Below are 26026 nucleotides of genomic sequence, written 5' to 3'. Positions count from 1 at the left end.
ATCTGAGGCAGCTATTTTTATATTGATACAAGCGCCTTATGGAAGTCCTCATATGACTCGGCCTTTAACAATTTTTGAACATGTTCCGGCTCCTCAATAATGCGTACAAGCTGCTGGTACATGCCGGTAAAATCCTCATCGCTTTCCTTCTCGATACATAAAAGACACACAAACCGCACTTGCTTACCTGCCCAGTCTATCGGCTGTTTCAAGGTGCAGATAACCCACAAAGTCTCTTCCACTATAGCTTCAATCGGATGCGGCACAGCTACAAAATTCCCAAAACTTGTTGGCGCCATAGACTCTCTCTCGTATACAGCAGCAAGAAAATCCTCCCCAACCTTCCCATCAGATTGCAGTACCTCTGTTAAATAAGTTAAAACTTCTTCCTGACTCCGTAAATCCTGCTGCAGAAATACATAAGCTGGCTTGATGTAGCGGAGTTGCTGACCAAAATGCAGATAAGCTTCCAGTTTCGAAATCGCTTCTTTATCCAAGATGACCGGTACAAGGATGACAGGCAATGGTGTGACCGTCGATTCAATCGGAATTGTACTGATAATCAAGTCAGCATCCCATTCTTTTTCACGCAGCAGGCGATAATATTCTATCGTATCAATAATGTCCAACTTGTCCGGAAAAAGAGATTGCAGCTTATACCGCAGCAGCTGGGCACTGCCTGCACCTGATGCACAGACTAGCAAACATCTGATTTTCCGCCCCGTTTGCCTGCTCCGCTCTAGGGCAGCACCGATATGCAGTGCCAAATAACCGATTTCCTCCTCAGCCAGCTGAATGCTAATCTCTTTTTCTACTGCACAAGCACCAATGACAGCTGCTTCAAACGCAAGCGGATAATGCCGCTTGATATCCTCCAGCAGTGGATTCCTTACATTCATACCATACAGGTGGCGGTGTACAGCTGGTTTGAGATGCAAACTCAATCCATGCAGCAGCTCCTGATCCAACCTGAGATCTAACCCTGTCTTATCATAGATCCTCGCTACAATTGCTGCTGCCAAGTCCGGCATCCCTATATGGCCATCCAATTTACTCTTGGAGACATAATCCGTTCCCATCAAATGGATCGTCATATATGCTACTTCCACCTGCGGGAAAAACAGATGAAGCTCCGCTTCAAGCATAGCGGTAAGCTGGGCTGCTTCCCGGAAGGCCGGCTGCTGGATAATATCTTGCATAGCATCAGGTGCGAGTTCAACATATTGTTCATCCTTGATACGCCGGCAGGCAATCGCAATATGCGTAACCAAGTTCTGCACAGCTACATCCGACAGCATCAATTGGTTTTCCGTCACAAACTTATGCACAATATCATGCACATAGCGAATTTCCGCCTCAGAGACGATAGCATCCGGTAAGCTGTACGGCTTATGCCAACTAGCCTGCTTCGAAAAGAACGCAGACAGGAAATACCGTTTTTCTGTCTCTGTTCCCGCAATCCGAATGCCGTACTTCGGCTTTTTCTGCAGATCCAGCCCTGATTGCTGCAATAAAGATCGCACTTGCTTGAGATCGTTTTGTACAGTCGGAAAACTGACGAAACAAGCTTGCGCCAAATCTTCCATCTTGATAAAACTATCGGCTAAGAGTAATAGCTGCATAAGATGATTCACTCTTTCTGCAGGTGTCTCTACCCGCGTATACAGACGCTCCTGTTTCACTCGAATAGTTTCCTGCAGGTACTGCTGAAATAGTTTTTCCTTAATGACAATCAACTGATAGCCTTTACCTCGTAAGGATTCAATTTTTGCGTAGTCGGCTGGCAGCTCCTGCTGCAGCAGCTTGATATCAGAACGCACTGTCCGCTCTGAAACAGCCAGTTTCCTTGCCAGCTCATCTGCTGTCAGCGTACGTGATTCAGATGACAAAAAAGTCAATAATTCTAATAGTCTCGGTTGCAGCATACAGATTCACCCCCATATCCTCCATGCCTATGCAAAAAAGGCGATCAAATGACCGCCCAGCTTCAAACTGACCCTCTAGCAGCTGCCTGTCTGGCCAGCTCCTCCTGCAAATAAATGATTTCTTCTGCCAATTCCCTTACAGTCATAGCATTCATCAGGTGATCCTGTGCATGCACCATCAACAGAGTTAAGGTCGTTTGTTCGCCGCCTGCCTCGGCAGTGATAAGCTCTGTCTGGACATGATGCGCCTGATTAATCGCTTCTTTGCTAGCCTGGATTTTCTGTCTCGCTTCCTCAAATGCATGCTGTCTGGCTAGTATCATTGCTTCCATCGCATAGCTGCGGCCATCACCGCCATGCAGTATCAACTGAAATGCTTTCTCTTCTATATTCATCACGTTCCTCCTTTTACCTGCTAACCGGACCTGTGCTGTCCTCTGATGCTGCCACTTCACGCTGTCTTGCTTCCTCTTCCTTCAGCTGGTTTTTCTCCAGAGCGCGGAAGAATGGATAATAGATAAGCATCGCAAGCGCTAGGTTGATCAGCTGAATAACAGCACCTGAGATTTTCCCTCCTGTTGCCAAATATCCAGAGATGAACGGCGGCATGGTCCAAGGAACAACAATCCCGGCTGGTTTCGCTACTAGACCTGTGCTCATCCCAATATAGGTGGTGATGACCATCACGAGTGGGACAGTGATGAACGGTATGATCATAATCGGATTCAGTACAATCGGAAGACCGAAAACGATCGGTTCGTTTATATTGAAAATCGCTGGACCAGTCGCTAGCTTACCCAGCTGTTTATTTTGCTTCAACTTCGCCCGCCAAATCATGATTAAAACCAAACCGATCGTCGACCCGGACCCTCCGACATGAATAAACACTTCAAAGAATTGAGCTGTAAATATATGCGGCAGCTCTGTACCGGCAGCAAAAGCCGTTGCATTCTCCGCTGTCGCCTTCAACCAAATCGGGGACATGATACCGCCCACGATATTGGCTCCATGCAGACCACAAACCCATAGCAGCACGATCATCAATTCTGCGACAAAGCTGCCGATGAAGGAGGAACCAACGAGCGTAAGCGGTGATCCAATAATAGTTGCAATCAAGTTATGGATATCACCAAACGACGTTGCTTCTACAAGTAAACGAATAAGCCAAACAAGGATGATGACTGCAAAACCTGGAATAAGTGCAACGAATGATCGTGCTACAGCCGGCGGTACGCCATCTGGCATGCGAATGACGATATTCCTTTTAACAATGATTCGATACACCTCGGTAGCGAACATTGCCACTAACATTCCGACGAACAAGCCGCCGCTGCCAAGCAAGGAAACCGGCACGAAATTGGCAGTAGCTTCTCCAACTTGGAAAGGACTATAAGGCGTTGCAAGCAAGAATGCAGATAGTGCAATTGCACCTGAAGATAACGGATCCACACCATCTGATTCATAAGCCTGCGCCAGTCGGTACGCTATACCGAAACAGGCAAAGATCGCCATAACATCAAAGGTCACATTAACGGGATATTGCAGCTTCGTACTCCATGACTCTCCAAAAATTCCCGCCATGAAATCAGCGTACCCCGGTATCGGCAAGTTACCGAGAATAAGAAAAAGTGATCCAACAATGATCAATGGCATTGTCAGGATGATACCATCCCGCAGTGCTACCAGATGCCGCTGTGCTGCGACCTTACCAGCAACCGGCATAACCTTCATCTCTAGAAAATCATTGAAACGGCTCATCTACCTCACCCCTTCTTCGCAAATAGCGATTCAGCATGATGAAGCACGTTCTTTCCGTTCCCAGTACCATAATCGACACTATTGATTACATCAACCGGAATACCGCGCTCTTCTCCTAGTTTTTTCATCTGTGGCAGCATGTACCGTACTTGCGGGCCAAGCAATAGTACTTCAGCATGTTCGATATGTTTTTTCGCCTGATCGGCTGATACAGCTTGGATATTGTAGGTTTTCGATTCTGCTTCTGCTGCCTTTTGCATTTTTGAGACAAGCAGACTAGTAGACATTCCAGCAGCACACACGAGTAAGATATTCATTTTTTTACCCCCTTCAGTTCTTACTCTCAATATACTATGAAAGCGTTTACAATTCCTGCTATTCTTTTGCCGTATCATAACGGAAACTTGTTTAAATACAAGAAAGCCGGCATGCATGCTGCAGCCGGTTTTCACTTATAGTACTTTTATATCCAGAAGCCTTGCCAATTCCCGACGTAAGGCATCCAGTTCCTTGATGCCTTTAAAGTTGGCAGACAGTCCCTGAATAAGCAGCTTTCTTGGCTCCTTTTTTTGTAACTCTTCCTGTATCAATTCGACTACACCTTGCAGTTCTTGCACTTCCTGAACTTCAGCATCGAGCTTAAGGATGACAACCTGCATGCGCTCCAATACTAGTTTCACTTCCCGTTCCTTCATCTCTTTCTCGAAAATGGAAGCTGAGACTGGTGTAGCATCTGTCACAAGCGGTTCAGCTTTCCTTTTCAAAAGACCTTCCACCATATCGTCCATTCGTTCGAGAATATAAGAAGCTGTCTTGTCCAAATCAAGGATCAGGCCATGAAGCAGCATGTCACCGATGATTTGTGCAAGAATCCCTTCCTGTAATATTCTTAAATCCTTTAAATAGGCTTTGCTTTCTTCTCCGTATACTTCGAGCAAATCAAGCTCTGTTTTACGCCTTCCCTTTTCCATTTCCTCCAGGAAGAACAGTTCCATCTCTTTCCCTATATCGGAATCAATATCATGACGTTGCATGATGATGAAATTTCCGCGTTTGACGAGTTCACGCATCATGGTTGCCAGACGCAGCTTCGCTTTCTCCCGGCTGTCCAAATCCAGTTGGTCGACTTTTTCGATTTCCTCCGTTATTAAACGAATATGGTAACGAAGGATTTCTGCCATCAGCTCTTCCTTAGATTTGAAGTAGAGGTAAAATGCCCCCTTTGAAAGCTTGCTCGCTACCGCAATCTCTTGAATACTTGTAGCATGATACCCCTTTTTGGCAATAATCTCAGTTGCTCGTTCAATTATTGTAATTTTTTTCTCCTGCATATTGCCTTTCCCTTCGACTGACCGGTCGGTCATAAGTGTGTTAAGAGTCTGTGAATAATATATGAATTCTTTATAAAAAGCTGTATTTAAGCTATTGAACTTCCTTATATCCTTGATATAATTGTTGCATTGTGAAGTGGTTGCCTATATAGTATAGAGGACTAATGACCAGTCGGTCAAATGGAGAATAAAGGAGCTGGATCGTGAGAAAGTTCATCAACTTTTCTTTAAAGAATAAGGTTGCCGTATGGTTGCTAACCATCATGGTTGTAGTGACAGGTATTTATGCAGGAACAAATATGAAACTGGAAACACTACCAGATATCAGTGTACCAGTCCTCACCGTAACGACTACATATCCTGGCGCACCGCCAGAGGAAGTATTGGAAAACGTAACAGAACCAATCGAACAGGCTGTACAAAGCTTGGATGGCTTAGAAAATATAAGCTCGACATCTTTGCAGAATGCTTCTACTATCCAGTTGGAATACGCCTATTCTAAAAATTTGGATGATGCAGAAACAGAAGTGAAGGAAGCACTTGAGAATTTACAGCTTCCGGAAGATGCAGAAGAACCAGAAGCAGCACAGATCAACTTAAATTCCTTCCCAGTCATCACACTTAGTGCTTCTAATAGCAATCAGACAATCGAAGAACTAACGCAGACTGTTGAATCAGATCTCCAGCCAGCACTGGAAGGCATTGAAGGCGTATCTTCTGTCGGTATTTCCGGGCAGCAGGTACAGGAAGTACAAATCACTTATGATGAAGATGCATTAGCTGAGAATGGTTTGACACAGGATACTGTCGGTCAAGTCATTCAGAACAGCAGTGATTCTTACCCGCTCGGTCTGTATCAATTCGGTAACAGCGAGAAAAACGTTGCTGTAGATGGCAATATTGTTACACTTGATGATTTGCGCAACTTGGAAATTCCAGTTACAGGAAGTGCAAGTGCACAACAGGCACAGGGCGGTCAAGCAGCTGCAGGCGGCCAGGCTGATGCTGCGGCACAAGCAGCACAGGCTGCACAAGCTCCGACTGAACTTCCGACTGTCCAGCTGCAGGATGTAGCAGAAGTGGAAGTAGTCGGTGAAGTAGAATCTATTTCCCGTACAAATGGCGAGGATTCCATCGGGATTGACATTACGAAGGATCCAAACGCCAATACTGTTGAAGTTGTTAATGCAGTAAAAGATGAAATCAAGCAGTTTGAAGATGATAATGATGGTATGACTATCACTTCAACAATGGACCAGGGTGCACCAATTGAAGATTCTGTCCATACGATGGTAAACAAAGCACTGTTCGGTGCCATTTTTGCTGTTATCATCATCCTCTTGTTCCTGCGGAATATCCGTTCCACAATCATTTCCATCATTTCGATTCCATTATCGATTTTGATCGGTCTGATTTTGCTTTATGAAATGGATATCAGCTTGAACATTATGACATTAGGAGCCATCACCGTTGCCATCGGCCGGGTAATCGATGACTCAATTGTTGTTGTAGAGAATATCTACCGCCGTATGTCATTGGCAGATGAGAAACTACGCGGCAAAGAATTGATTATTGATGCAACACGCGAAATGTTCGTCCCGATTCTATCCTCTACTATTGTGACAGTAGCAGTATTCCTTCCTCTTGGATTAGTTGAAGGACAAATCGGCGAATTGTTCCTGCCATTCGCATTAGCTGTCGTATTCGCTTTGCTGGCATCCTTGCTCGTTGCGGTTACCGTTGTACCGATGGTGGCACATACGCTGTTCCGTAAACGATTGGATCGCGGCACTAGCGAAGAAGAAGCAAAAAAATATGTACACAAAGAAGAAAAACCAAGCAAACTGGCGAATTTCTACAAGCGTGTCTTGACTTGGAGCTTGTCGCATAAAATCATCACTTTCGTTATTGCACTTGCTTTACTAATCGGAAGTCTGTTCCTAGTTCCTTCGATTGGTGTCAGCTTTATTCCTAGCACCGGCGAGAATATGGTTGTTGCGTCTTATTCACCTGAACCAGGCCAAACACGTGAGGACATTCAGGAAGTTGCTGATAAAGCGGAAGAGTTGCTCCTTGATCGCAACGGCGTTGAGACCTTGCAGTACACAATCAGCAGCGGAGGTAACCCGCTTTCAGGTTCAACTGGTGATTCAGCCCTCTTCTATTTGGGCTATAGCGATGATTATGAGGATATCCAAAGTGAGACAGAAGCAGTTGTTGATGATCTGCAAGCCTTGACAGACCAAGGCGAGTGGGGATCCATCGATATGACAGGCACAAGCAGCAACACAACAGAATACTACATTTACGGTAACAACGTAGAAGATATTCAAACTGCATCTCAGCAGGTCATTGATCTTATTGAAAATGACGATAACTTCACTAACGTAGATTCTGATGCTTCTGAGCAATATGATAAATATACAATTGTAGCCAACCAGGAAGAACTGGCTCAGTTAGGTTTGACAGCAGCTCAAGTTACGGCTCAGCTGTCTAACATCGGAAGTCAGCCATCAATCGCCACTATCCAGAATGATGATGGCGATGCATTGGATGTTTATGTGCAAGTAGCCAACGAATCCTTCGAGGATAAAGAGGATCTTGAAAACACAACAATCCAAACATCACTCGGAACAGAAGTAGCATTGAACGAGATTGCCGAAATTGAAGACGGTCAATCTCCGAATACATTGCAGCGCCGTGATGAAAAACTTTATGGTTCTGTATCTGCTGATATCACGAGCGATGATATTGCAACAGCTACTAGCGGCTTGCAAGAAGAAATCGATAACCTTGATTTGCCTGATGGCGTAAGCATCGATCAGGGCGGGGTTTCTGAACAGATCAACGAATCGTTCAGCCAGCTTGGTCTTGCTATTCTAGCAGCAATCGCGATTGTCTACTTCGTATTAGTATTGACATTCGGCGGAGCACTGGCACCATTTGCCATCCTATTCTCCCTGCCGTTCACAGTCATCGGTGCGTTAGTAGGATTGCTCATTGGCGGTGAAACAATCAGCGTTTCCTCCCTCATCGGGGTGCTCATGCTGATCGGTATCGTTGTAACAAACGCCATCGTTCTAGTCGACCGTATCATTCACAAGGAAAAAGAAGGCATTCCGACTCGCGAAGCAATTCTAGAAGCCGGTGCAACTCGTCTTCGTCCAATCCTTATGACAGCCATTGCTACAATCGGTGCCCTCGCACCACTTGCCTTCGGATTCGAAGGCGGCGGTTCCGTCCTTATCTCGAAAGGACTTGGAATCACTGTAATGGGTGGTCTTATCAGTTCTACCTTGCTGACACTTGTTATCGTACCAATCGTGTACGAAGCAACAACACGCTTCAGCATGCAAGAGCATCATAAAGCAGAGCGTCAACGTCGCAAGGAAAGAAAACAGGCGAAGAAAGCAGCTAAGTAATAAATAAAGACAGAAAAGCCTGCAGTGTATAACTGCAGGCTTTTCTTATTATCACGCCCCTAAACACTCGCTAACCAAACTGAAGGAATCAGCTGATCTGCAACCTCTATTACAGCAGGATAATGCTATACAATAACTCTTACAAATTCTTTGCAAAACAATTAATCTGTTACTATAAGCTATAATGTACATTGACCTTAGGAGAAAGGATAGTGATAAATTCTTACCTGCTTCGGGTTTTATCAATCTTCGTATGGAGAGAATGTTCCGAATTGTGTGTATGAAATAAAAAAGAGAGTTAATCATTTATGAGGATGTGGAAAAGTTGTTTGAAAAGAAAGTTACATGGTTAGAACTTTTTTATGATTTACTGTTTGTTGCGTCTGTTGCAGTGGCAACACATGTTTTGATTCATGTGGAAGATGGTCAGATACATATTGAATATCTGCTCAAGTTTGTATTAATCTTTGTTCCAATTTGGTGGGCATGGGTAGGACAGACGATGTTTGTCAACCGCTTTGGACAGGACTTGTTTCATCAACGACTATTTTTAATTTTGCAGATGTTTTTTGCTTTAGTTATGACCTCAAGTTTATCCGTTGATTTTGATCTATATTATATTTCCTTCTTAATTGGCTATATTGGCTTAAGAGCAGTTACTGCTATCCAATATCTTGTTGTACAACGTATAGAAAAGGGAGCGAGGAAAGAAGCTGCACTATTTCTTGGAAAATACTTATGGTTAGGAATTATAGTTTCGTTACTATCTCTTATCTTCGATTCATGGGCTCGCTATATTGTGCTTTATTTAGGTATTTTTATTGATATTGTAATTCCTATATTAGGAAGGAAATACCTAATGAAAGTCCCCCCTAACACAGCGCATTTATTAGAACGCTTTGGCTTATTTACTATTATTCTCTTTGGTGAATCTCTTGTTAGTACATTAGCAATTATTCAGCCAACAAAAGGAGATTGGAGTTCTATAGGATTTTCCATCATGTCGTTCCTGCTGATCATTGCAATGTGGTGGCAATACTTCGACAACGTTGAGAAGAAAGTTGATAAATCGATACAATCAGCTGGCCAAGCAATTATTTACGGTCATCTATTTATACTAATGTCATTAAGTGCTATTGCCGCATCCATCAGACTAATGGTTTTGGATGAGGTTGATTACTATTTCAACTTATTTTTTATTTTCGGTTCTGTTTTGCTTTATTTCTTCTCAACTACCTTTGTGTTCCATCAATACAGGCACGTTCATCATCAATTGAAAATATATCATTTAGGTTTGTTTTTAGGAATTTTAGGTGTGTTCTTTATTTTTAATCTACTTGTGCCGATTCCATATATCCTTATAGTAGTAGAAATGACCTTGTTTTTTATCATCTATGCCAAGCTGACTACGACTTGAAGTCCGTATCCTTAAAGAATACGGATTGTATAAAAAAAAGCTCAGACATCAAACGATGCCTGAGCTTTTTTTATTCCTCATCTGATATTCTTCCAAGGAAGAATCCATCTATCTCGCTTATCTTACCGCGCCATAGAAGATCAGAATTAACTGGTGTAGTTTTAGTTTCTGCCATATATGTGGACATATTTTTTAAATGAATATACTCCGCATTGCTTTGCTTGGTGTCCGCCGATTCCTCCGCCTGCTTTAAGGCTTCCTTCAATTGCTTAGCAACATCATTTTCTTCTGAGATGCTGTCTTTTAAATTGGAGAAATAAGATGCTGCTGAAATGATGGTCCCGGTGACCAGCGCACCTTTTACATGCAGTGTAATATCCGTGGAAAAATCATGATGATTGGCTGCTTGTACAAAGAATGACAATATTTCATCTTTAGCCATTTTTAACCCTCCTAATCACTTTGTAACGTCATCTTGTCGTACGATTGTTATTCCATTGCTGTTCTCAGCATCTTCCTCTTTTGACGAACTGTCGTTCATGAGCTGGTTCAATTTATTTTCCAGTTCTTCGATTTTCTGTTTTAGATGCTCATTCTCATCTCGCAGGTTCTCATTAGCATGGTTGTTCTGGCTGCTTTGATCCTTTTGGTTATCCTGGTTGTTGTTATCATCTTGTTTATCCTGATTGTTCTTATCATTTTGATTCTCTTGATTGTTGCTATCATCTTGCTTATCCTGATTGTTCTTATCATTCTGATTGTCCTGGTTGTTGTTATCATTCTGGTTAGTAACATTCTCATTCTTTTCTTCCTGGTTTTCCGTGCTATTATCTTCGTCCGAACTCTTATCTTTTTTAAGTTTATCCTGCACCAAATTGATGGTCTGGTCTTTCATCTGCTTAACTGATCCACCCAAGTCTTTTCCCTTCACCTTCGTTTTCGCTGATTGGAAAGTACCTGCGATTTTCTTCCCAATTTTCGGGCTGGTCAGTAGTCCGATTGAGGCTCCGGCTAAACCACCTGCAATTGTCCAATTCCAGGTATTATCTATTTTATTTACTTTATCTGCTGCTTTAACTACTGCCTTATTTACAACTTTATCTTTCATTTCACTCATTTTCTATTCCACCTTAGTCTGACATTTTTTGTTCTAGTAGTTCCAAGCGTTTCTGAAGCTGTTCATTTTCCTCCTGCAGCCGTTTCGTATGGCTGTCTGCTGCTTTTGAGGAGAGATATGGATCTGATTCCCACCAGTCCAAGCCGATTTCTTTTGCTTTATCGACCGAGGCTACGATTAAACGTATTTTGATTGTAAGCAACTCTACATCCGCTATTCCTACTGTAATGTCTCCGGCAATGACAACACCTTTATCCAGTACTTTTTCCAATACATCGACCAAGTTACTAGTGTTGCTCTGAACGACTTGTTGTTCTGCCATTTTTTCACTTCTTTCCTGGTAAGAGATTTCCTAATGGACCAAGGTCAATATTCAAATCTTCATCTTTTAAGTTGAAGATTAGTTTCAGTTCTTCCATCTTTAATTCTAGGTTCATCAATGCTATGCCTAGATCCTCGATTTGCTGATCCGACAGTGTTCCGCCTTCCACACGTCGGATAGCATGACGTTCGACGATTTGGCGCAGCAATTCAATTACTGTCATGACCAATTGCGCCAAACCATGTTCTGCATCATCAGGATCTAAATGGATTCGCCCGCTCTTCGGCTGCTGCACTTCCATATTCCAGCTCCTCCTTCTGTTTATCAAATGCTTCAGATGTAATATCCATCCGCGATTTACCGGATTGATTTTGTACTAGCGTTTCAACAGATGCAATTAGCACCCGTAAGTCCAAGTAGACTAAGTCGACTCCCGCAATTGAAATAATTAAATCTCCTTTTAATGCAACTCCCTTGTCGAGAATAACATCAAGTATATCTATCAAGGACACATCCTTGTTTCTGTCGATCGTCTCACGTGTATTCATCTAGCTCCTCCATCTAATAGACGAAATGATAAGCTGGCCAAGGTCCGGTTGCTTCGAATTTCCATCCCGACGAAGCACTTTCTTCATTTTTTTGTTGAACAAGCTCCAAGAACGCTTCTACTTGGTTCTTCTGGATAAGATAGACACTATTCCAGCTCATTTCCAGCTCACGGCCTGTGACATCCTTGCTCCAGGCTGTCTTTACTTTCTCTTCTGAAGCAATTTCAGTTAGTTCCGCATGTATTTGTTCACAGAATTGATTCTTCTCTTTTTCTAATTCATCATCAACAAGCTGATCGATTTTTCGCTTTTCAAAGAATTGACGGCCTGGAGGCAAGCTCTCTATTTCCTTCATCTTTTCTTTAATACTGGGGCTATGCTGCAGGACGTGCTCACGGAGGGGTTCATCATCACAGTAGATTTTTAGATTCCATTCCTCACTGCCTTTAATTCTCGTAAATAGGGTTTCGATCGTTTCCGCTTGTTCACACAGCTTTTCTTCCAGACTGCCCTGACTTAAATAAATCGTACAGAACTTCATTGGAATCAGCGTATACTGCTTCTGCAGAGAAAGTAGCACTTCATGATGGTGCATCGCACTCTCCTGAAGCCATTCGAGGTCGTCTTTCATCCTAGTCTCCAGCGCTTCCCCTTCGTACGCTTCTGCATCTACTACCGTATATATAGCTGCAATGTCCCCGTATCTCGCAATAGTTGCTTTCTGTTCTTTATCGATGCCCGTAAACGGGGAAAATGGTGTTACATCCAGTTCATTAGCCGGTACAATACCGTATAAATAAATATAATTTTCTTTCTGTCCCATATTCCTTACCCCTTATCTTCTTCTTCTTCAGCAAGCTTTTCCCACTCATCCAGTTCACGCTGCTTGGCGACTTCATAGCGCAGCAGAAGCTCCTGCTCCTTTTCTTTGTATGCCTCTTCCGAGATTTCCTCTAATTCATAGAGCATCTGCAGCTGTATCAGTTTCTGCTGTATAGCAGAAATATCGAAGTACTCCTTATCAGCTTCGTCCTTGATCTTCTGCCCGATTTTTATCAATAGTTTGATTGGTGCAGAGACCAGAAAAGGTATCATGACGGCTTCTCAACCTGCAAACGAATATTGATAAAGTTATATGCTGGCCATGGGCCGGAATATTTGAAATCCACCTTTCCTCCCCATATGTCATGGAGCTCGTTGACTGCTTCATCAAATTGCGATTCTTTTTCCTTTTCCAGCAAAAACGCACTATTCAGTAGCATTTTCTCACTGATTGGTTCATTCGCTTTTGCTGCTGTAGCTAGCTCCTGGAGTGGCATTAGAATCTCTTCTTCGATTTGCCGACGCTTGTCAGTAAAGAACTTCTGGGTTAGTTCACCAAGCTTCATTCGATCATAGTATCCAGCTTCCTTTGATTTTTTGCTTACGGCTTCTTTCAGTCTGACGATAGCAGGTTCTTTATGAATTTCCTCCTCTAGCCATTCCTGTTTGCCAATAACTTTCAATCCTAGCTCGATCTTATTGCGAATCTCTGGAAATAGTTCTGTAAACTGAGGTTCTAGTTTCTTCAGTATCACCTTTGCATCTTCATCCGTTTTAAAAACATTGCCAAAACTGACCGGAATCATCGCTTCCTGTTTCTCCATGACCGAGGAAAGGATAGCTTGATGTGCCATTAAATTATCCTTAGTAGGATGATAAATTTTCTGCGGAACTCTAGCCGCTACAAATGCCATATCCCCATTGGGAATCATATACGTGCTTCCGGAAACTCCATCCATCTCCACATCTCCGAAGCTTGGCTCAACCGGATTCTGTACTGCGCAAAATACATATGTTCCATCCATTGCTGCTGCCTCCTTTATTAATGATCTACTGCACTTCTGTAACGTGTACTTTGTCTTAAATAAGATTCAATTTCAGCATCTTTATTCAGTGTGACGGCATACACACCAAGCATCTCGTCCTTCGCATACTTCTTCATATAATCCCGCTCTTCAAATACTTCTATAATGACAGCCCATCCGTCTTCACCATCTTCACCCCGCCTCGGTTCCACTGCCGTGATCTTATGGGGCGGCGCGATATATTCTTCAAAGAAGCTGCTAACTTTTTTCATGATATCTGTGATGCTCATATTTCCCCTCCTTTTAGTAAATTATGAAAGAGGAAACAGGCTTAAAGCCTGCTCTCCTCATACACTGAATAAGGAATTGCCTCGTTCATTCTTTTGTTCCTGCAATCCTTCGTTCTGCACCTCATCACGTAAGAGACCGACCGCTTCGGCATATCGCAACCACGTATCCACACTAGCGATTACGACTCTGGCCTCAATTGTTAAGATTTCGATACCTACTACAGAGACCCGTACAAACGCGTCAATTACAATCCCTTTATCTAAAATGCGATCAATTACGTCCGCCAAGCCGGAACTATCTGTACTTTTTTGAACTGCCATATTAAACACTCCTTCTTATTTTTTCTTCACATCGCTCAATTTTTTCACTGCTGCCGGTCCTTTCACATCCCGGTAGCTCTTTAATTCCTCAACATGTTTGATTTGAGAAATCGACTTAACTTGCGGGCCTTTGCTGTCAGAACTGCGGTCACCCTCCACCTTGTCCTTCATCTGCGTTGCAGTGTCTTGGAGTTCATCCTTCCAGCCAAGCAATTTCGCCCGCAGCTTATCAGCCGACTGCTGCGCCTTTTCGTGCACATCAGTACTTTTGTTTTCCTTGATGTGTTCTAGTTTTGAGGCGGCAGTTTCCGCTTTCTCACCGACCTTATTTGATAAAGATGCCTGCATCTGATCCTTCGCTACTTGCCCAATTTTTTTCTTGAGTTTTTTTTGCTTTTCCTGAGTAATAGCTTTTTTGAGGACACCGGTTACGAGCCTCGTTGCTGTCTTGGCTACTTTTGTTTTGTTAGCTTTAACGATTGCTCACCTCCTGTGCGTCTAAAAGGTACATTCCCAAAAGTAATCATTTTTATAGCAAAAAAATTGTGAATGAAGATATTGGCATCATTGGTAAGAAAAAATACAAAAACCGCGCTATCTGATGTGATAGCGCGGTTGCAGCATTTCTTATACTTAAAAATATTATTAATCGTTGTTACCTTATAAAAATGTATAGTTTTCAGTTGACTTTTTCACTTCAATAATGAGTGCCTTATCTTATGTTCAGCACATAATCATGTGCAGTTATTCCATAAACACTTTTAAAATGCTTATTCAAATGTGCCAGGTCAACGAACCCACAAGCAGCAACTGCTTCATATATATCTTTGTGTTTCTCTATTATTTGCTTTGCTTGCTGTAACTTGCTATTTAAAAAATACTGGTACGGCGAAATTCCTGTATGCGTGTTAAAGAGTCTAATAAATTTGTATTTCGAGATCTGTAATTCATCACATATTGCGTCTAGTTTAAGTACACCTTGTAAGTTGCTATGAATTATATCCTTGGCCTTCATAATTAACGCGTTATCTTTCCTACAGTTTGTATCCAGATCAGTCCGAGCAAGTGTATCTGTAAGGGAAACTGCCAGTTCATTGCAAAACGCTTCCTCTTTTTCATTTAATATGGCGTGAGATAAGTTCAATACCTTCCGTTTAAGTCCAGCATCATATACGATTGGATCTGCAAAACGAATCAATTCCTTTTGCCCTGTAATTTCCTGCAGTAGCTCAGGCTCCAAATACAGCATCACATATTCAAGGCCAGTCTCATCGTGCGCCATACCGTCATGTGTCTGTTCTGGATTAAAGAGCATCACGCCATTTGGATAAGACAATTGCTTGTGACCATCCAAATTATATTGTTGGATACCGCGCAACGTAACACCCATGGCATACTCTCTATGTGCATGTTTCTTATATGTGAATTCCTTCATACTCGCCGACAATGCAGTGATACCCGCCGACTTCTTATAGATGAACTTTTCCATTTTCGTCACCTCTGGCTTTTTAAATCCAAATCATGCAAGCTGCATAGAGTAAAAAAGCTGCCATAAGTATATTTACTACTTTAGTATGTTTCTGCAAGAATCTCTTAAAGAGTGTTCCGAAAAGAACCCACCCAATAAAAGCCAGAAAACCAATTATCGTTATAACAGCAACAAAGATCAGTATCACAGTACTTTCTGTATAGTTTTTCATTACGAAACTTGGAATGACAGTTAGTGTAAAGATAATTACCTTCGGATTTAAAAACTGCATAAAGAAACCAGATAAGAATGTGCCGTTCAGTTGGCCGCTCTTTTTCGAGCTATCTGACTTATATATTTGATAAGCAAGGTATACCATGTACAGACTTCCGATTATTTGCAAGAGAACTAGTATTTTCGGTAACACAGTTACAAGCACTGAATTCAGTATAGCAGATAGAAATAATAGCAAACCAAACGCAAGAGTCGCCCCATATGTATAATGCATCGCTTTTCTCGTACCGAATTGATTCACTGTTGATAAGATAACGATATTAGTTGGCCCGGGCGTAAATGTAACGATAAAGCAGTAAATCAGAAAAGAAGTGATATTCATGCTGACTCTCCTTTTTCAGTGGTCTAACATGAATATAAACCGAAGTAACTGCTGTTATATAGTACATTATTGCAAATGCTTCCCATCCAATGATCAATTAGTTCTTGAAAAGGCTGTGAATATATCTGCCCTGGTTACACAAGAACAAACTAATAATTAATTTTCATGTACAGTAAAAATCCCCGCTTCGGCAGAACACTCCGCTTTCCGCGGGCATAGCCTCAGCCTCCTCGTGGAAATGCACCACTGCGGGGTCTTCAGCTTGTGCTGTTCCCACTGGACAAGGAAAGCTTCGAAAGCTGCACGTCGCACGAAGAAAATTGGTTTGTATTTTCGAGGAGTCTACGTATTCTGCCTACGCTGATTATTTCTTTCGTTCGAAAGGTATTTGATAATTAAAAGAGCAAAAAAAATCCGAACTCATGCAATTTTTTTCAAAAGAAATTCGCATCTGTTCGGATTTTCATATGGGTAAAACACTTCTGTTCCAGTTCTCTCAAATAGTTTTAAATTTAAGCTGCGTTGTGAAGTTTTTTCCGTGTTGCTAAACTCACTACTATCATGACAACACAGTTGATAACTAAAGCAATGATGCCCGTGTTCACGTCATTCCATGATTGCGGCAGAGATGGAATTAAATCCACTAATGTAGATTGAGTTGTTGTGATATAGGCGACAACAGCTAGTCCGGCAATGATACCTGCTGCTGCTCCATATTTATTAATGAAGCTCCGCTTCCACAGGCTGCAGAAAAGCGATGGAGCTAGCTGCGTCATGAGACTGTAACCCATTAATATGATACTTGATAAAGTTGCTCCCCCATGCAGCGTATAGTAGACTGCCAGTAAAGAAACAACCGGAACAAACAGTCTCGCCAATTTTCCTATTGTCTTGTCACTTGTCCTAGGCGCAAACACTTGATAGATATTTTTCGCGAGTAGAGTCGCTGTGTTCATGATCAGCAAGGAACCTGGTACCAACGCTGTCAGCAAGCCAGCGCCACCGATGATGCCGATCACCCAAGGGTCGAAGGTCTCAATCGATAATCGCAGTAAGGAAAGATCCACATCTTCTCCTTCCAATCCAGGCACAGCCAGAATTGCTGCTGTTCCGACGAAAAAGACGAATAAGAGCATAAGCGTATAAAGCGGGCTAATGATCGCGTTTTTCCGGAAGACTTTTTCGTTTTTCGCAGTATACGTGGAACTGAACACTTGCGGCCACATATAGAAACCTAGCACGAGCAGTAAGACAGTAGAGATGACCCATGTCATACTGTAGCCTTCATCCGGGAACTTGAGAAAATCTGGGTTCGCAGAATTGACTGCCTCGAACATAGGCTGGAAGCCGCCATAATAATGTAAGGGCAGATATATACCAAGGAAGCAAATGACGATTACCATGACAATATCCTTGATCGCAGCTGTCCATGCAGACCCATGTACGCCCGAAAGCATCACATAAATTGTTAAGCTGATGGCGCCGATCCATACAGCAGTATGCATAGAAATAGCACCGTACGATGCTTGCGAAACAATGATTCCCAAGCCTTTCAGCTGTACGACGATGACAGGAATCATACCAATCACCCCGACTAGTGCAACTAGTACACCTAGATACGGGCTATTGAATTTACTGACGAAGAAATCGGATTGCGATACAAGTCTATGTTCCTTTGCATACCGCCAAATGACTGGCAGGAGCCAATAAGACATAACATACGACAAGCCAATATACATAAGCACATATAAAGCCGGTGCTCCTTTACCATAGGCCCAGCCGCTTCCGCCAAGGAAGGAGAATGTTGTATAAATTTCCCCTGCCATCAGCAGGAAGACGAAGATACCGCTGAATCCTCTACCTCCGACTGTCCATTGCTCCAGGTCCATATCTTTTCCTTTCGTGGACCTGATTCCTAAAAAGACTGCTAAAAGCAAAAATCCCAATATAATAATAAGTGCAATATTCATTTTTTCTCATCCTCTTTATTCCGTGGATCTAGTTTGTACATGATAGCCAAAATGACTGATGTAAGAACAGTCCATAGGACCACCCAAAACATGACGAATGGCATTCCAAGTACAAATGGTTCCACTCTATTTACGAACGGGAGGAATCCCAGCATCCCGATGAAGGGAATGACAGTGAGAAAATATAAACGTTTCATTTTTGATTTCACCATCCAAAATAGTAGTTACAACTGCTTTTCCTCTTGAAAAGCACATGATGATATCATAATCCTTCTTCTCTTGATAAGCAAAATTAATTTAAAGCAACAATACTTCCGTGTACCGCTCCGACAGAATACTTCGCTTTCCACGGGCACGGCCTCAGCCTCCTCGTGGAAAAACACCACTGTGGGGTCTTCAGCTCGCGCTGTTCCCGTAGGAGTCTACGTATTCTGTCTACGCTAATTAGTTTTACAAATTAAAATGGTATCTCGCACTAAGAGAATAGGAATATAAAAATCCGAACTTATGCTATTTCTACTTTGAGAAGATTGCATTACAGTTCGGATTTCTATTTGGCTGAAAAACTCCTGCTCCAGCCTGATATAAATTAGGTGAAATCTATCAAACGAATATATCCATAATCAATACGCCGCCGAATGCTACAAATGACAGGATCGTTTCGAGAACGGTCCATGTTCGGAATGTTTCTTTGACGGTAAGTCCGAGGTACTCTTTGACCATCCAGAAACCAGCGTCATTCACGTGGGAGAACATGAGAGAACCGGCTCCAGTGGCGATAACAAGAAGCTCTAGATTGACGCCTGACATGTGTGCGATGATCGGAGATACAATGCCTGCTGCTGTTGTCAGCGCAACTGTTGCGGATCCTGTCGCTATTCGGATCAGGCCGGCAACGATGAATGCTAGTACAATTGGAGAAAGAGATAAATGCTCAGACATTTGCGCGATTGTATCGCCAACTCCGCTGTCGATGAGTACTTGCTTGAACCCTCCGCCAGCACCAATAATCAAGATGATAGAACCAACCGGCAGGATGCATTCCTCCGTCATTTTTTTCAAACGATCTTTATTCATACCTTGACGGAAACCAAGGAAGTAGTAAGCAGCAAATACTGCAATCAATAAGGCTACTAATGGACTTCCAATAAAGACAAGCAGTTTCTCTGCTAAACTTGGAAGCGGCAGATACGGCCCAATTGCTGATAGAATCATTAATATAACTGGCAGCAATATAACAAAGAAGCTAATTCCTGTGCCTGGCTTGCTTTCAGGCTGAGTGACTTTAATGAGATTAGGCTCACCTTCTGGAATCACACGCTTATACACCCATTTGGCAAATACCGGTCCGCCGATAATCCCCGCTGGGATAGCGATAATAAGAGAGTACAATAATACCATCCCAAGATCTGCCTCAAAAATACTAATAGCTGCAAGCGCACCAGGATGCGGCGGCACAAGTCCGTGCACAATGGAAAGACCTGCGATGACCGGCAAAGCGATCAGCAAGATATTCTGCTTTGTTGTCTTATAGATACTGATAACGAGCGGAAGTACTATCAGAATACCAACCTCAAAAAAGACTGGAATTCCAATGATGAAACCAGCTATAAACATTGCCCATGGCAATTTTTTCGGCCCAAATATCTTAACGAAGAAATCTGCCACCTGATTACCTGCTCCGGAATCTGCCATCATCTTACCAAGTATGGTTCCGAGCGCCAAAATACCGACGAGATGTCCGAGCACGCCGCCGACACCCGTTTCATAGGCCCCAACAATCTGGTCAAATGACAAACCTGCTGTAATAGCAAGGAATAGACTGGCAACCGTCAAACTAATAAAAGCATGCCATTTAAATAACGTGACACCGATGATGACGATCACAATCGATAACAATGTCATGAGTAAAAGATAGATATCCATCTCTCGATTTCTCCTCTCTCTATTTAAGCGCTTTCAAACCTATAGGCGGAAGTTGCTGCTTAGTGCAGCATCCTCCGCTGGAAATCAGCGATTCGTTCATATTCTGTCTGGAAGCTTCTTGAAAGCTGAATGTAGATACTCATGAGTTCCTGATATACTTCAACACATTCCGGATCTGGTGTATGATGATGCGTTCTGCCGATCATATCGTTCACCACATCAAAGGAATCAATATCTCCTAAGCTGTATAATCCGAGAACAGCTGCACCTAAGCAGGAGCTTTCATAGCTTTCCGGAATATGGACTTCCTGATCGAAAATATCCGCCATCATTTGTCTCCACAATTCAGATCGCGCAAATCCGCCTGTTGCTTGAATCCGTTTCGGTTTACCGGTTAGTTCTGTCAAAGCTAGCAGCACAGAGTACAGATTGAAAAGCACACCTTCCAGTACTGCTCGAATCATATGCTCCTTTTTATGATGCAGACCAAGTCCGAAGAAAGAGCCGCGTGCATTGGCATCCCAAAGCGGTGCTCGCTCCCCAGCCAGATACGGATGGAACAGCAAGCCGTCTGATCCTGGATTTACCGTTGAAGCGATTTTTGTCAGCACTTGATATGGATCGATACCAAGTCTAGCTGCCGTTTCTGTCTCAGCAGCTCCGAGTTCATCCCGTACCCAGCGCAGCACGACGCCCCCGTTATTCACGGGACCGCCGATAACCCAATGATCCTCCGTCAAGGCATAACAGAAAATACGGCCCTTTGGATCAGTCGTTGGCTTGTCCGTTACAGCACGGATTGCACCGCTTGTTCCGATTGTGACAGCTACTACGCCTTCGTCAACTGCGCCTACACCTAAGTTCGATAGAACACCGTCACTTGCACCGATGATAAACGGTGTTTGACGCAGTACTCCAAGCAGTTCAGCCATTTGCTCTGTAAGACCAATGAATTGATACGTTGTCGAAACTGGCTCAGATAACTTATCTTCCGTAACACCAGCTACCTGCAATGCTTCCTTGTCCCAAGCAAGCTCTTCTAAATTGAACATCCCAGTTGCAGATGCGATAGAATAATCTACCTTATAACTGCCGAACAGCTTGAAAAAGACATACTCTTTAATCGAAATGAATTTAGCTGCTTGTTCAAATGTAGCTGGATGCTCTTCTTTGAGCCAGCGCAATTTTGACAGAGGCGCCATCGGATGAATCGGTGTGCCGGTGCGCAAATAGACGCTATGGCTATCCGTCTCTTCTTTTATCTTCTCCGTCCATTTCGTCGCTCGGTTATCAGCCCAAGTAATACATGCTGTCAACGGTTTGTTGTCTGCATCCACTGCAATGACACTATGCATCGCCGAACTGAAGGAGATGCAGCGGATTGCCGCTTTGTCTACACCGCTAACTTGGATCGTATCCCGGATTGCTGTGACAACAGCTTGATAGATGACTTCCGGATCTTGTTCGGCTGTTTCAGCTGTCGGCGAATGCAAAGGATATTCAATACCTTCCTTTGCAATTACTTCGCCTTTGGTAGTGAACAGGACTGCCTTCGTACTTGTTGTGCCCATGTCTACACCGATCATATAGGAAGCTGCCAACGTATTCCCCTCCCTTTTCTTTACCGTTTCACCACTGCATGTCCACCGAATTCATTTCGCAGTGCTGCGACTACTTTTCCAGAGAAAGTATCTTCGTCCAAGGAACGGTAACGCATCATAAGTGACATTGCGATAACAGGTGTCGCTGCTTGTAATTCCAGCGCAGTTTCGACAGTCCATTTCCCTTCACCGGAAGAGTGCATCACGCCGCGAATCGCATCAAGTTTTGGATCTTTGCTGAAAGCAGATTCCACTAGTTCCATCAGCCAAGAACGGACAACAGAGCCGTTGTTCCACATTTTCGCAACTTGTTCATAATCAAAGTCGTAATCACTTTTCTCTAATACTTCAAAGCCTTCAGCAATCGCCTGCATCATGCCATATTCGATACCATTGTGGACCATCTTCAGGAAGTGGCCGCTGCCGCTTTTACCAGCATAGTGATAGCCATTTTCTACACTAATCGCTTGGAAGATCGGCTCAATTGTCTTGAACACTTCTGCATCGCCGCCGATCATTGTGCACACGCCGTTACGAGCACCGTCAGTTCCGCCGCTCGTACCAACATCGAAGAAATGAACGCCTGTTTCAGAGAAGATTTTTGATCTTTCAACGGATTGCTTGTAGTTAGAGTTACCACCATCCAACAGGATGTCTCCCTCAGAAAGGTATCCTTTCAATTCCTGCAGTACTTTATCGGTAATCTCACCAGCCGGTACCATTGACCAGACGATTTTAGGGCTTGGCAGTTGTTCTACCAATTCTTTTAGAGAACCAGCAGCAGATCCTTTAGATTCAGCAAATTTAGCACGTGCTTCTTCACTTACATCAAAAGCTACAACATCGAAGTTATTATCTAATAAGTTCAAACCAAGATTGAATCCCATTTTTCCAAGACCAATTAAACCAATATGCATAATAGTTAGCTCCTTCAAAATAATTTTCTATTTATGATACCATAATACGAAAATAATTTTCATATAGCAACCGCTTTCAATGAATTTATGCTATACTGCTTATACAATTAGGACGAAAGGCAGCTGATTTTCTTGGCACAACAAGGATTAATGGGCATTCGCTCCCACTATCCAAGATTGAGTGAAAAAGAGAAAAAAATTGCAGATTTCATTTTGGAACACCCGGAAAAAATTGTTCACCAGACTATCAGCCAAGTAGCAGATCAGCTCGAAGTAGCGGATGCTACTGTATCTCGTTTCTGTAAACGAATCGGCTATAAAGGCTTTCAAGCGCTGAAAATTGCATTAGCACCAGAAATCATCGCCCCTAATAAGATGCTGCACGAGGATGTAAATGATACGGATGAAGCAATAATGGTTGCTGAAAAGATTTTTCAATCCAATATTCGGACATTGGAAAATACATTGCAGGTTCTGAACAAGGCAGAACTTGAGCAGGCTGTCACCTTGCTCCTAGAGGCAAGAAGAGTGGAGTTTTATGGATTTGGCGGATCAAATATGGTCGCAATGGATGCATACCATAAGTTTGTCCGCTCTGGTGTGCCGGCTTTTGCTTTTCCTGATGCCCACTTGCAGCTCATGTCTGCCTCTCAACTGACTAATCAAGATGTCGCATTTATTTTTTCCCATTCAGGCGCCAGCAAGGATGCGTATCTGCTGCTTCAAACTGTCAAGAAAACAGGTGCCAAAACAATCGCCATCACCGGTTTTCCAAAATCCCCAATCGGCCAGCAGGTGAACATTGCCTTGCATACTAGCTCGGAGGAAACCGATTATCGTTCCGAAGCGCTTGCGTCGCGGATTGCACAGCTGAGTATTATTGATGCCCTTTATGTGACAGTCATTATGCGTCAGAAAGAAAAAGCCCAAACTTCCGTTGAAAAGGTACGGAACGCTATCGCCGCAACAAAAATGTGACCCGCCAGAAGCTGACGGGTCACTTAGCATTTATATTTACTGTTGTAATTTCGAACTTGTCAAAACGATGTCTTGCAAAGGAATATTCGAAGGCAATGCCAGTATTGAGATAAGCAACCTGCTCGATCACAAGTACAGGCTCATTTTCGGATAGTCCCAATTCCTCCATGTCTTGTGCTGTTGCTTGTTCCGCTCTGATTCGTCGGCGCGATCCCGCTATTTTCAAGCCAAGTTCTTTCTCCATGTATGCATAAACCGAGTTATGCAAAATGGTCGGAGTGATGCCTGGAATGAGCGGAGTCGGCATATACGTTTCCTCAATAACATGAGGATTATCATTAACACAGCGTACACGGATGTGATGATAGACCGGAGTATCTTCCGAGATGGCTAAATACGATGCTACTTCAGCTGTAGGAGCTATCATGTCAAACAATATAAGCTTTGAGGTGACTTGCTTTTCCTTCATTAAGCTGGTGAAGCCGAGTGTTTCATTCGTTCCTACGTGAATATAGTCCGATTGGAAGGAAGACTGCACAATGAACGTTCCATGTCCGCGCTTTCGGAAAACGATTCCTTCTGATGCAAGTACATCAAGCGCGCGCTTAACTGTCATCCTACTGCAGGAAAATTCTTCGACAAGGCTATGCTCATCTGGTAACGGCTGGTCCAGAGGGTAGAATCCTGATTCGATACGATGTCTGATTTCTTCTGATATGACTTGATATTTCATAGTGTTCCTCCTCTGCTGCCGATCTGTTTGTTGTTAGCTTATCAAAATACTGGAATTGCAGCAATCTGCCAATGAAAATGACGGCCATATTGGCCGCCACTATTAGAAGCCGTTTCGCTGTACGACTTGTCTCATCCATTCACCACTTTTCTTGATAGTACGTTCCCCGTCTTTCTCCAGGTTAACCGATACAAAGCCATAGCGATTTTTATATGCGTTCGTCCACGACCAATTATCCATGAACGTCCACAAATGATATCCCTTTACATTTGCTCCTTCATTTAAGGCCTTCTGCACCCAGCGTAAATGATCCTTGATGAAATCAATTCGATAGTCATCCTGAATGATCCCTTCAGCATCACGGAACTTCTCTTCCCCTTCAACACCCATACCATTTTCAGAAATGAAACAAGGGATGTTTCCATAATTATCACGCAGGTTGACAAGTATATCGTAAATTCCTTTTTCATAGATCTCCCAGCCTCGATGCACATTCATCTTCCGGCCAGGCATCTCATAGGAATCAAAGAATCTGTCAGGCATGAACGGTGCATCTGGGTGGACAGTATGTTCCTTTGCCTTCACACGCCGCGGCTGATAATAGTTCACTCCGAGCAAATCGACCGTATTCTCACGAATGACATTCAAATCTGCTTCCGTATAAACTGGCATATAGCCCTCATTTCGAAGTATGTCTACCAGTTTATACGGAAATTCACCTTTCACAGATGGATCCAGGAAGGAGCGGTTGAAGAAAGCATCGGCAATTCGGGAAGCTTCCACATCAGCGGGATTGCTGCTACGCGGATACGATGGCGTCAGATTTAAAATGATACCAATCTCACCATCCTGCCCTTGTTCTCGGTACGCCTGAATGGCAAGTGCACTCGAGAGCTGCGTATGATATCCCACTTGTACAGCCCGCCTGAAATCTACGACATTCGGATAATGAAAGTCATACAAATAACCGCCCTCTACAGGCACGATCGGCTCGTTATGCGTGAACCACTTCTTCACTTTATCGCCGAACAGACGGAAGCATGCCGCTGCATAATCCCGATAGGCATCGACGACTTCTCTGCTTTCCCAGCCGCCTATTTCCTGCATCACCATAGGCATATCAAAATGGAATAGATTAACGAAAGGCTCGATATCGTTATCAAGCAATTCATCAATTACGTCCTGATAAAATGCTGCTGCTTTTTCATTGATTGCTCCTGTGCCCTCCGGTATCAGCCTCGACCAGGATATGGAGAACCGAAAAGAGTTATGGCCGACTTGCTTCATTAGAGCAATGTCTTCTTTGTAACGATAGTAGAATCCAGATGTATCAGCAGGACCGATACCGTTATGAAAACGATTCGGCTCCTGTTCATACCAATAATCCCAAATGTTCTGCGTCTTCCCGTCTACATCCGCAGCACCTTCCATCTGAGGCGCCGATGAGGAAGAACCCCACCAAAAGTTATCAGGAAATACATACTTTATTTGCTTTTGTTTTTGTTCTGTCACTTCCATA

Annotated in this window: 28 protein-coding genes; 3 read left to right on the top strand and 25 right to left on the bottom strand. The window is 43.2% G+C overall.

The features are described from left to right. Positions 1–17: 17 nt before the first annotated feature. The 5 genes from CHH58_RS10730 to CHH58_RS10710 all read right to left on the bottom strand — a co-directional run bounded on the left by CHH58_RS10730 (position 18) and on the right by CHH58_RS10710 (position 5014). Positions 18–1925 carry a BglG family transcription antiterminator gene (locus CHH58_RS10730; protein WP_095260446.1) on the bottom strand — a complete coding sequence of 636 codons (1908 nt, stop codon included), beginning with the start codon at positions 1923–1925 and terminating at the stop codon, positions 18–20. A gap of 62 nt (positions 1926–1987) precedes the next feature. Continuing rightward, on the bottom strand, positions 1988–2320 hold the full coding sequence (locus CHH58_RS10725) for a PTS lactose/cellobiose transporter subunit IIA (protein WP_095229055.1): 333 nt from the start codon (positions 2318–2320) through the stop codon (positions 1988–1990). 13 nt (positions 2321–2333) lie between these two features. Next, positions 2334–3683: a PTS cellobiose transporter subunit IIC gene (celB, locus tag CHH58_RS10720; protein ID WP_095262504.1), complete on the bottom strand. Its 1350-nt coding sequence runs from the start codon at positions 3681–3683 to the stop codon at positions 2334–2336. 5 nt (positions 3684–3688) lie between these two features. Continuing rightward, positions 3689–4000, bottom strand: coding sequence for a PTS sugar transporter subunit IIB (locus tag CHH58_RS10715; protein ID WP_095229051.1), 312 nt, complete (start codon positions 3998–4000; stop codon positions 3689–3691). Positions 4001–4135: 135 nt separating this feature from the next. After that, positions 4136–5014, bottom strand: a complete 879-nt coding sequence (locus CHH58_RS10710) for a TetR/AcrR family transcriptional regulator (RefSeq protein ID WP_170937596.1) — start codon at positions 5012–5014, stop codon at positions 4136–4138. A 203-nt stretch (positions 5015–5217) separates the two neighbouring features. On the opposite strand from CHH58_RS10710, the gene CHH58_RS10705 reads away from it, so the two are divergent. After that, positions 5218–8436: an efflux RND transporter permease subunit gene (locus CHH58_RS10705; protein WP_095262503.1), complete on the top strand. Its 3219-nt coding sequence runs from the start codon at positions 5218–5220 to the stop codon at positions 8434–8436. A gap of 325 nt (positions 8437–8761) precedes the next feature. Continuing rightward, entirely contained in the window at positions 8762–9853 is a 1092-nt protein-coding gene (locus CHH58_RS10700; RefSeq protein WP_095229043.1) for a low temperature requirement protein A, read from the top strand. A 70-nt stretch (positions 9854–9923) separates the two neighbouring features. Here the strand turns inward: CHH58_RS10700 and gvpU are convergent, their stop codons facing one another. From gvpU to gnd, 18 genes are all read right to left on the bottom strand, one after another. Continuing rightward, positions 9924–10295, bottom strand: coding sequence for a gas vesicle accessory protein GvpU (gene gvpU, locus CHH58_RS10695; RefSeq protein WP_095229041.1), 372 nt, complete (start codon positions 10293–10295; stop codon positions 9924–9926). A 15-nt stretch (positions 10296–10310) separates the two neighbouring features. Continuing rightward, positions 10311–10970, bottom strand: a complete 660-nt coding sequence (locus CHH58_RS18190; RefSeq protein ID WP_141235094.1) for a YtxH domain-containing protein — start codon at positions 10968–10970, stop codon at positions 10311–10313. A 13-nt stretch (positions 10971–10983) separates the two neighbouring features. Beyond that, entirely contained in the window at positions 10984–11292 is a 309-nt protein-coding gene (locus CHH58_RS10685) for a gas vesicle protein (protein ID WP_095260443.1), read from the bottom strand. 4 nt (positions 11293–11296) lie between these two features. Further along, positions 11297–11593 (bottom strand): gas vesicle protein K, encoded by a 297-nt coding sequence (locus CHH58_RS10680; RefSeq protein ID WP_095229035.1) that lies wholly within the window; start codon positions 11591–11593, stop codon positions 11297–11299. Continuing rightward, positions 11547–11840: a gas vesicle protein gene (locus CHH58_RS10675; RefSeq protein WP_095229033.1), complete on the bottom strand. Its 294-nt coding sequence runs from the start codon at positions 11838–11840 to the stop codon at positions 11547–11549. Before CHH58_RS10675 ends, CHH58_RS10680 begins: the two co-directional genes overlap by 47 nt. Before the next feature lie 13 nt (positions 11841–11853). Next, on the bottom strand, positions 11854–12663 hold the full coding sequence (locus CHH58_RS10670) for a GvpL/GvpF family gas vesicle protein (RefSeq protein WP_095262502.1): 810 nt from the start codon (positions 12661–12663) through the stop codon (positions 11854–11856). A 5-nt stretch (positions 12664–12668) separates the two neighbouring features. Continuing rightward, complete coding sequence (locus tag CHH58_RS10665; RefSeq protein ID WP_095229029.1) at positions 12669–12935, bottom strand: gas vesicle protein GvpG; 267 nt, start codon at positions 12933–12935, stop codon at positions 12669–12671. Continuing rightward, positions 12932–13687: a GvpL/GvpF family gas vesicle protein gene (locus tag CHH58_RS10660; protein ID WP_095260441.1), complete on the bottom strand. Its 756-nt coding sequence runs from the start codon at positions 13685–13687 to the stop codon at positions 12932–12934. Before CHH58_RS10660 ends, CHH58_RS10665 begins: the two co-directional genes overlap by 4 nt. Before the next feature lie 17 nt (positions 13688–13704). Beyond that, entirely contained in the window at positions 13705–13977 is a 273-nt protein-coding gene (gene gvpO / locus CHH58_RS10655; protein WP_095229025.1) for a gas vesicle protein GvpO, read from the bottom strand. Between the two features lie 57 nt (positions 13978–14034). Further along, positions 14035–14298 (bottom strand): gas vesicle protein GvpJ, encoded by a 264-nt coding sequence (gvpJ, locus tag CHH58_RS10650; protein WP_095229023.1) that lies wholly within the window; start codon positions 14296–14298, stop codon positions 14035–14037. A gap of 15 nt (positions 14299–14313) precedes the next feature. Next, on the bottom strand, positions 14314–14646 hold the full coding sequence (locus tag CHH58_RS10645; protein ID WP_095229021.1) for a hypothetical protein: 333 nt from the start codon (positions 14644–14646) through the stop codon (positions 14314–14316). 364 nt (positions 14647–15010) lie between these two features. Next, the gene (locus tag CHH58_RS10640) at positions 15011–15787 is read right to left on the bottom strand and encodes a helix-turn-helix transcriptional regulator (protein WP_095229019.1); all 777 of its coding nucleotides are present in this window, start codon (positions 15785–15787) and stop codon (positions 15011–15013) included. 19 nt (positions 15788–15806) lie between these two features. Then, a complete protein-coding gene (locus CHH58_RS10635; protein WP_095232345.1) occupies positions 15807–16382 on the bottom strand; it encodes a LysE family translocator in 576 nt (191 codons plus the stop codon). 512 nt (positions 16383–16894) lie between these two features. Continuing rightward, positions 16895–18352, bottom strand: coding sequence for a sodium:solute symporter family protein (locus tag CHH58_RS10630; RefSeq protein ID WP_095262501.1), 1458 nt, complete (start codon positions 18350–18352; stop codon positions 16895–16897). Continuing rightward, positions 18349–18549, bottom strand: a complete 201-nt coding sequence (locus tag CHH58_RS10625; RefSeq protein WP_095229013.1) for a DUF3311 domain-containing protein — start codon at positions 18547–18549, stop codon at positions 18349–18351. The genes CHH58_RS10630 and CHH58_RS10625 overlap by 4 nt, the downstream gene beginning before the upstream one ends. A gap of 406 nt (positions 18550–18955) precedes the next feature. Then, positions 18956–20278 (bottom strand): GntP family permease, encoded by a 1323-nt coding sequence (locus CHH58_RS10620; RefSeq protein ID WP_095229011.1) that lies wholly within the window; start codon positions 20276–20278, stop codon positions 18956–18958. 59 nt (positions 20279–20337) lie between these two features. Then, on the bottom strand, positions 20338–21864 hold the full coding sequence (gene gntK / locus CHH58_RS10615; protein WP_095262581.1) for a gluconokinase: 1527 nt from the start codon (positions 21862–21864) through the stop codon (positions 20338–20340). A gap of 35 nt (positions 21865–21899) precedes the next feature. Next, positions 21900–22796 carry a phosphogluconate dehydrogenase (NAD(+)-dependent, decarboxylating) gene (gene gnd, locus CHH58_RS10610; RefSeq protein ID WP_095232342.1) on the bottom strand — a complete coding sequence of 299 codons (897 nt, stop codon included), beginning with the start codon at positions 22794–22796 and terminating at the stop codon, positions 21900–21902. A gap of 132 nt (positions 22797–22928) precedes the next feature. Here gnd and CHH58_RS10605 point away from each other — a divergent pair, with 132 nt between their 5' ends. Then, the gene (locus tag CHH58_RS10605) at positions 22929–23774 is read left to right on the top strand and encodes a MurR/RpiR family transcriptional regulator (protein WP_373554082.1); all 846 of its coding nucleotides are present in this window, start codon (positions 22929–22931) and stop codon (positions 23772–23774) included. Positions 23775–23793: 19 nt separating this feature from the next. Here CHH58_RS10605 and CHH58_RS10600 read toward each other — a convergent pair whose 3' ends face one another. Continuing rightward, the gene (locus tag CHH58_RS10600; protein WP_095229007.1) at positions 23794–24507 is read right to left on the bottom strand and encodes a GntR family transcriptional regulator; all 714 of its coding nucleotides are present in this window, start codon (positions 24505–24507) and stop codon (positions 23794–23796) included. Between the two features lie 102 nt (positions 24508–24609). Next, on the bottom strand, positions 24610–26025 hold the full coding sequence (locus tag CHH58_RS10595; protein ID WP_095262500.1) for a glycoside hydrolase family 1 protein: 1416 nt from the start codon (positions 26023–26025) through the stop codon (positions 24610–24612). Between the last annotated feature and the right edge of the window lies 1 nt (position 26026).

This window comes from Terribacillus saccharophilus (assembly GCF_002272745.1).
GTDB lineage: Bacteria > Bacillota > Bacilli > Bacillales > Amphibacillaceae > Terribacillus > Terribacillus saccharophilus_B.
The sequence above is the reverse complement of the archived record's forward strand: the minus strand, read 5'-3'. Positions and strand labels throughout refer to the sequence as shown.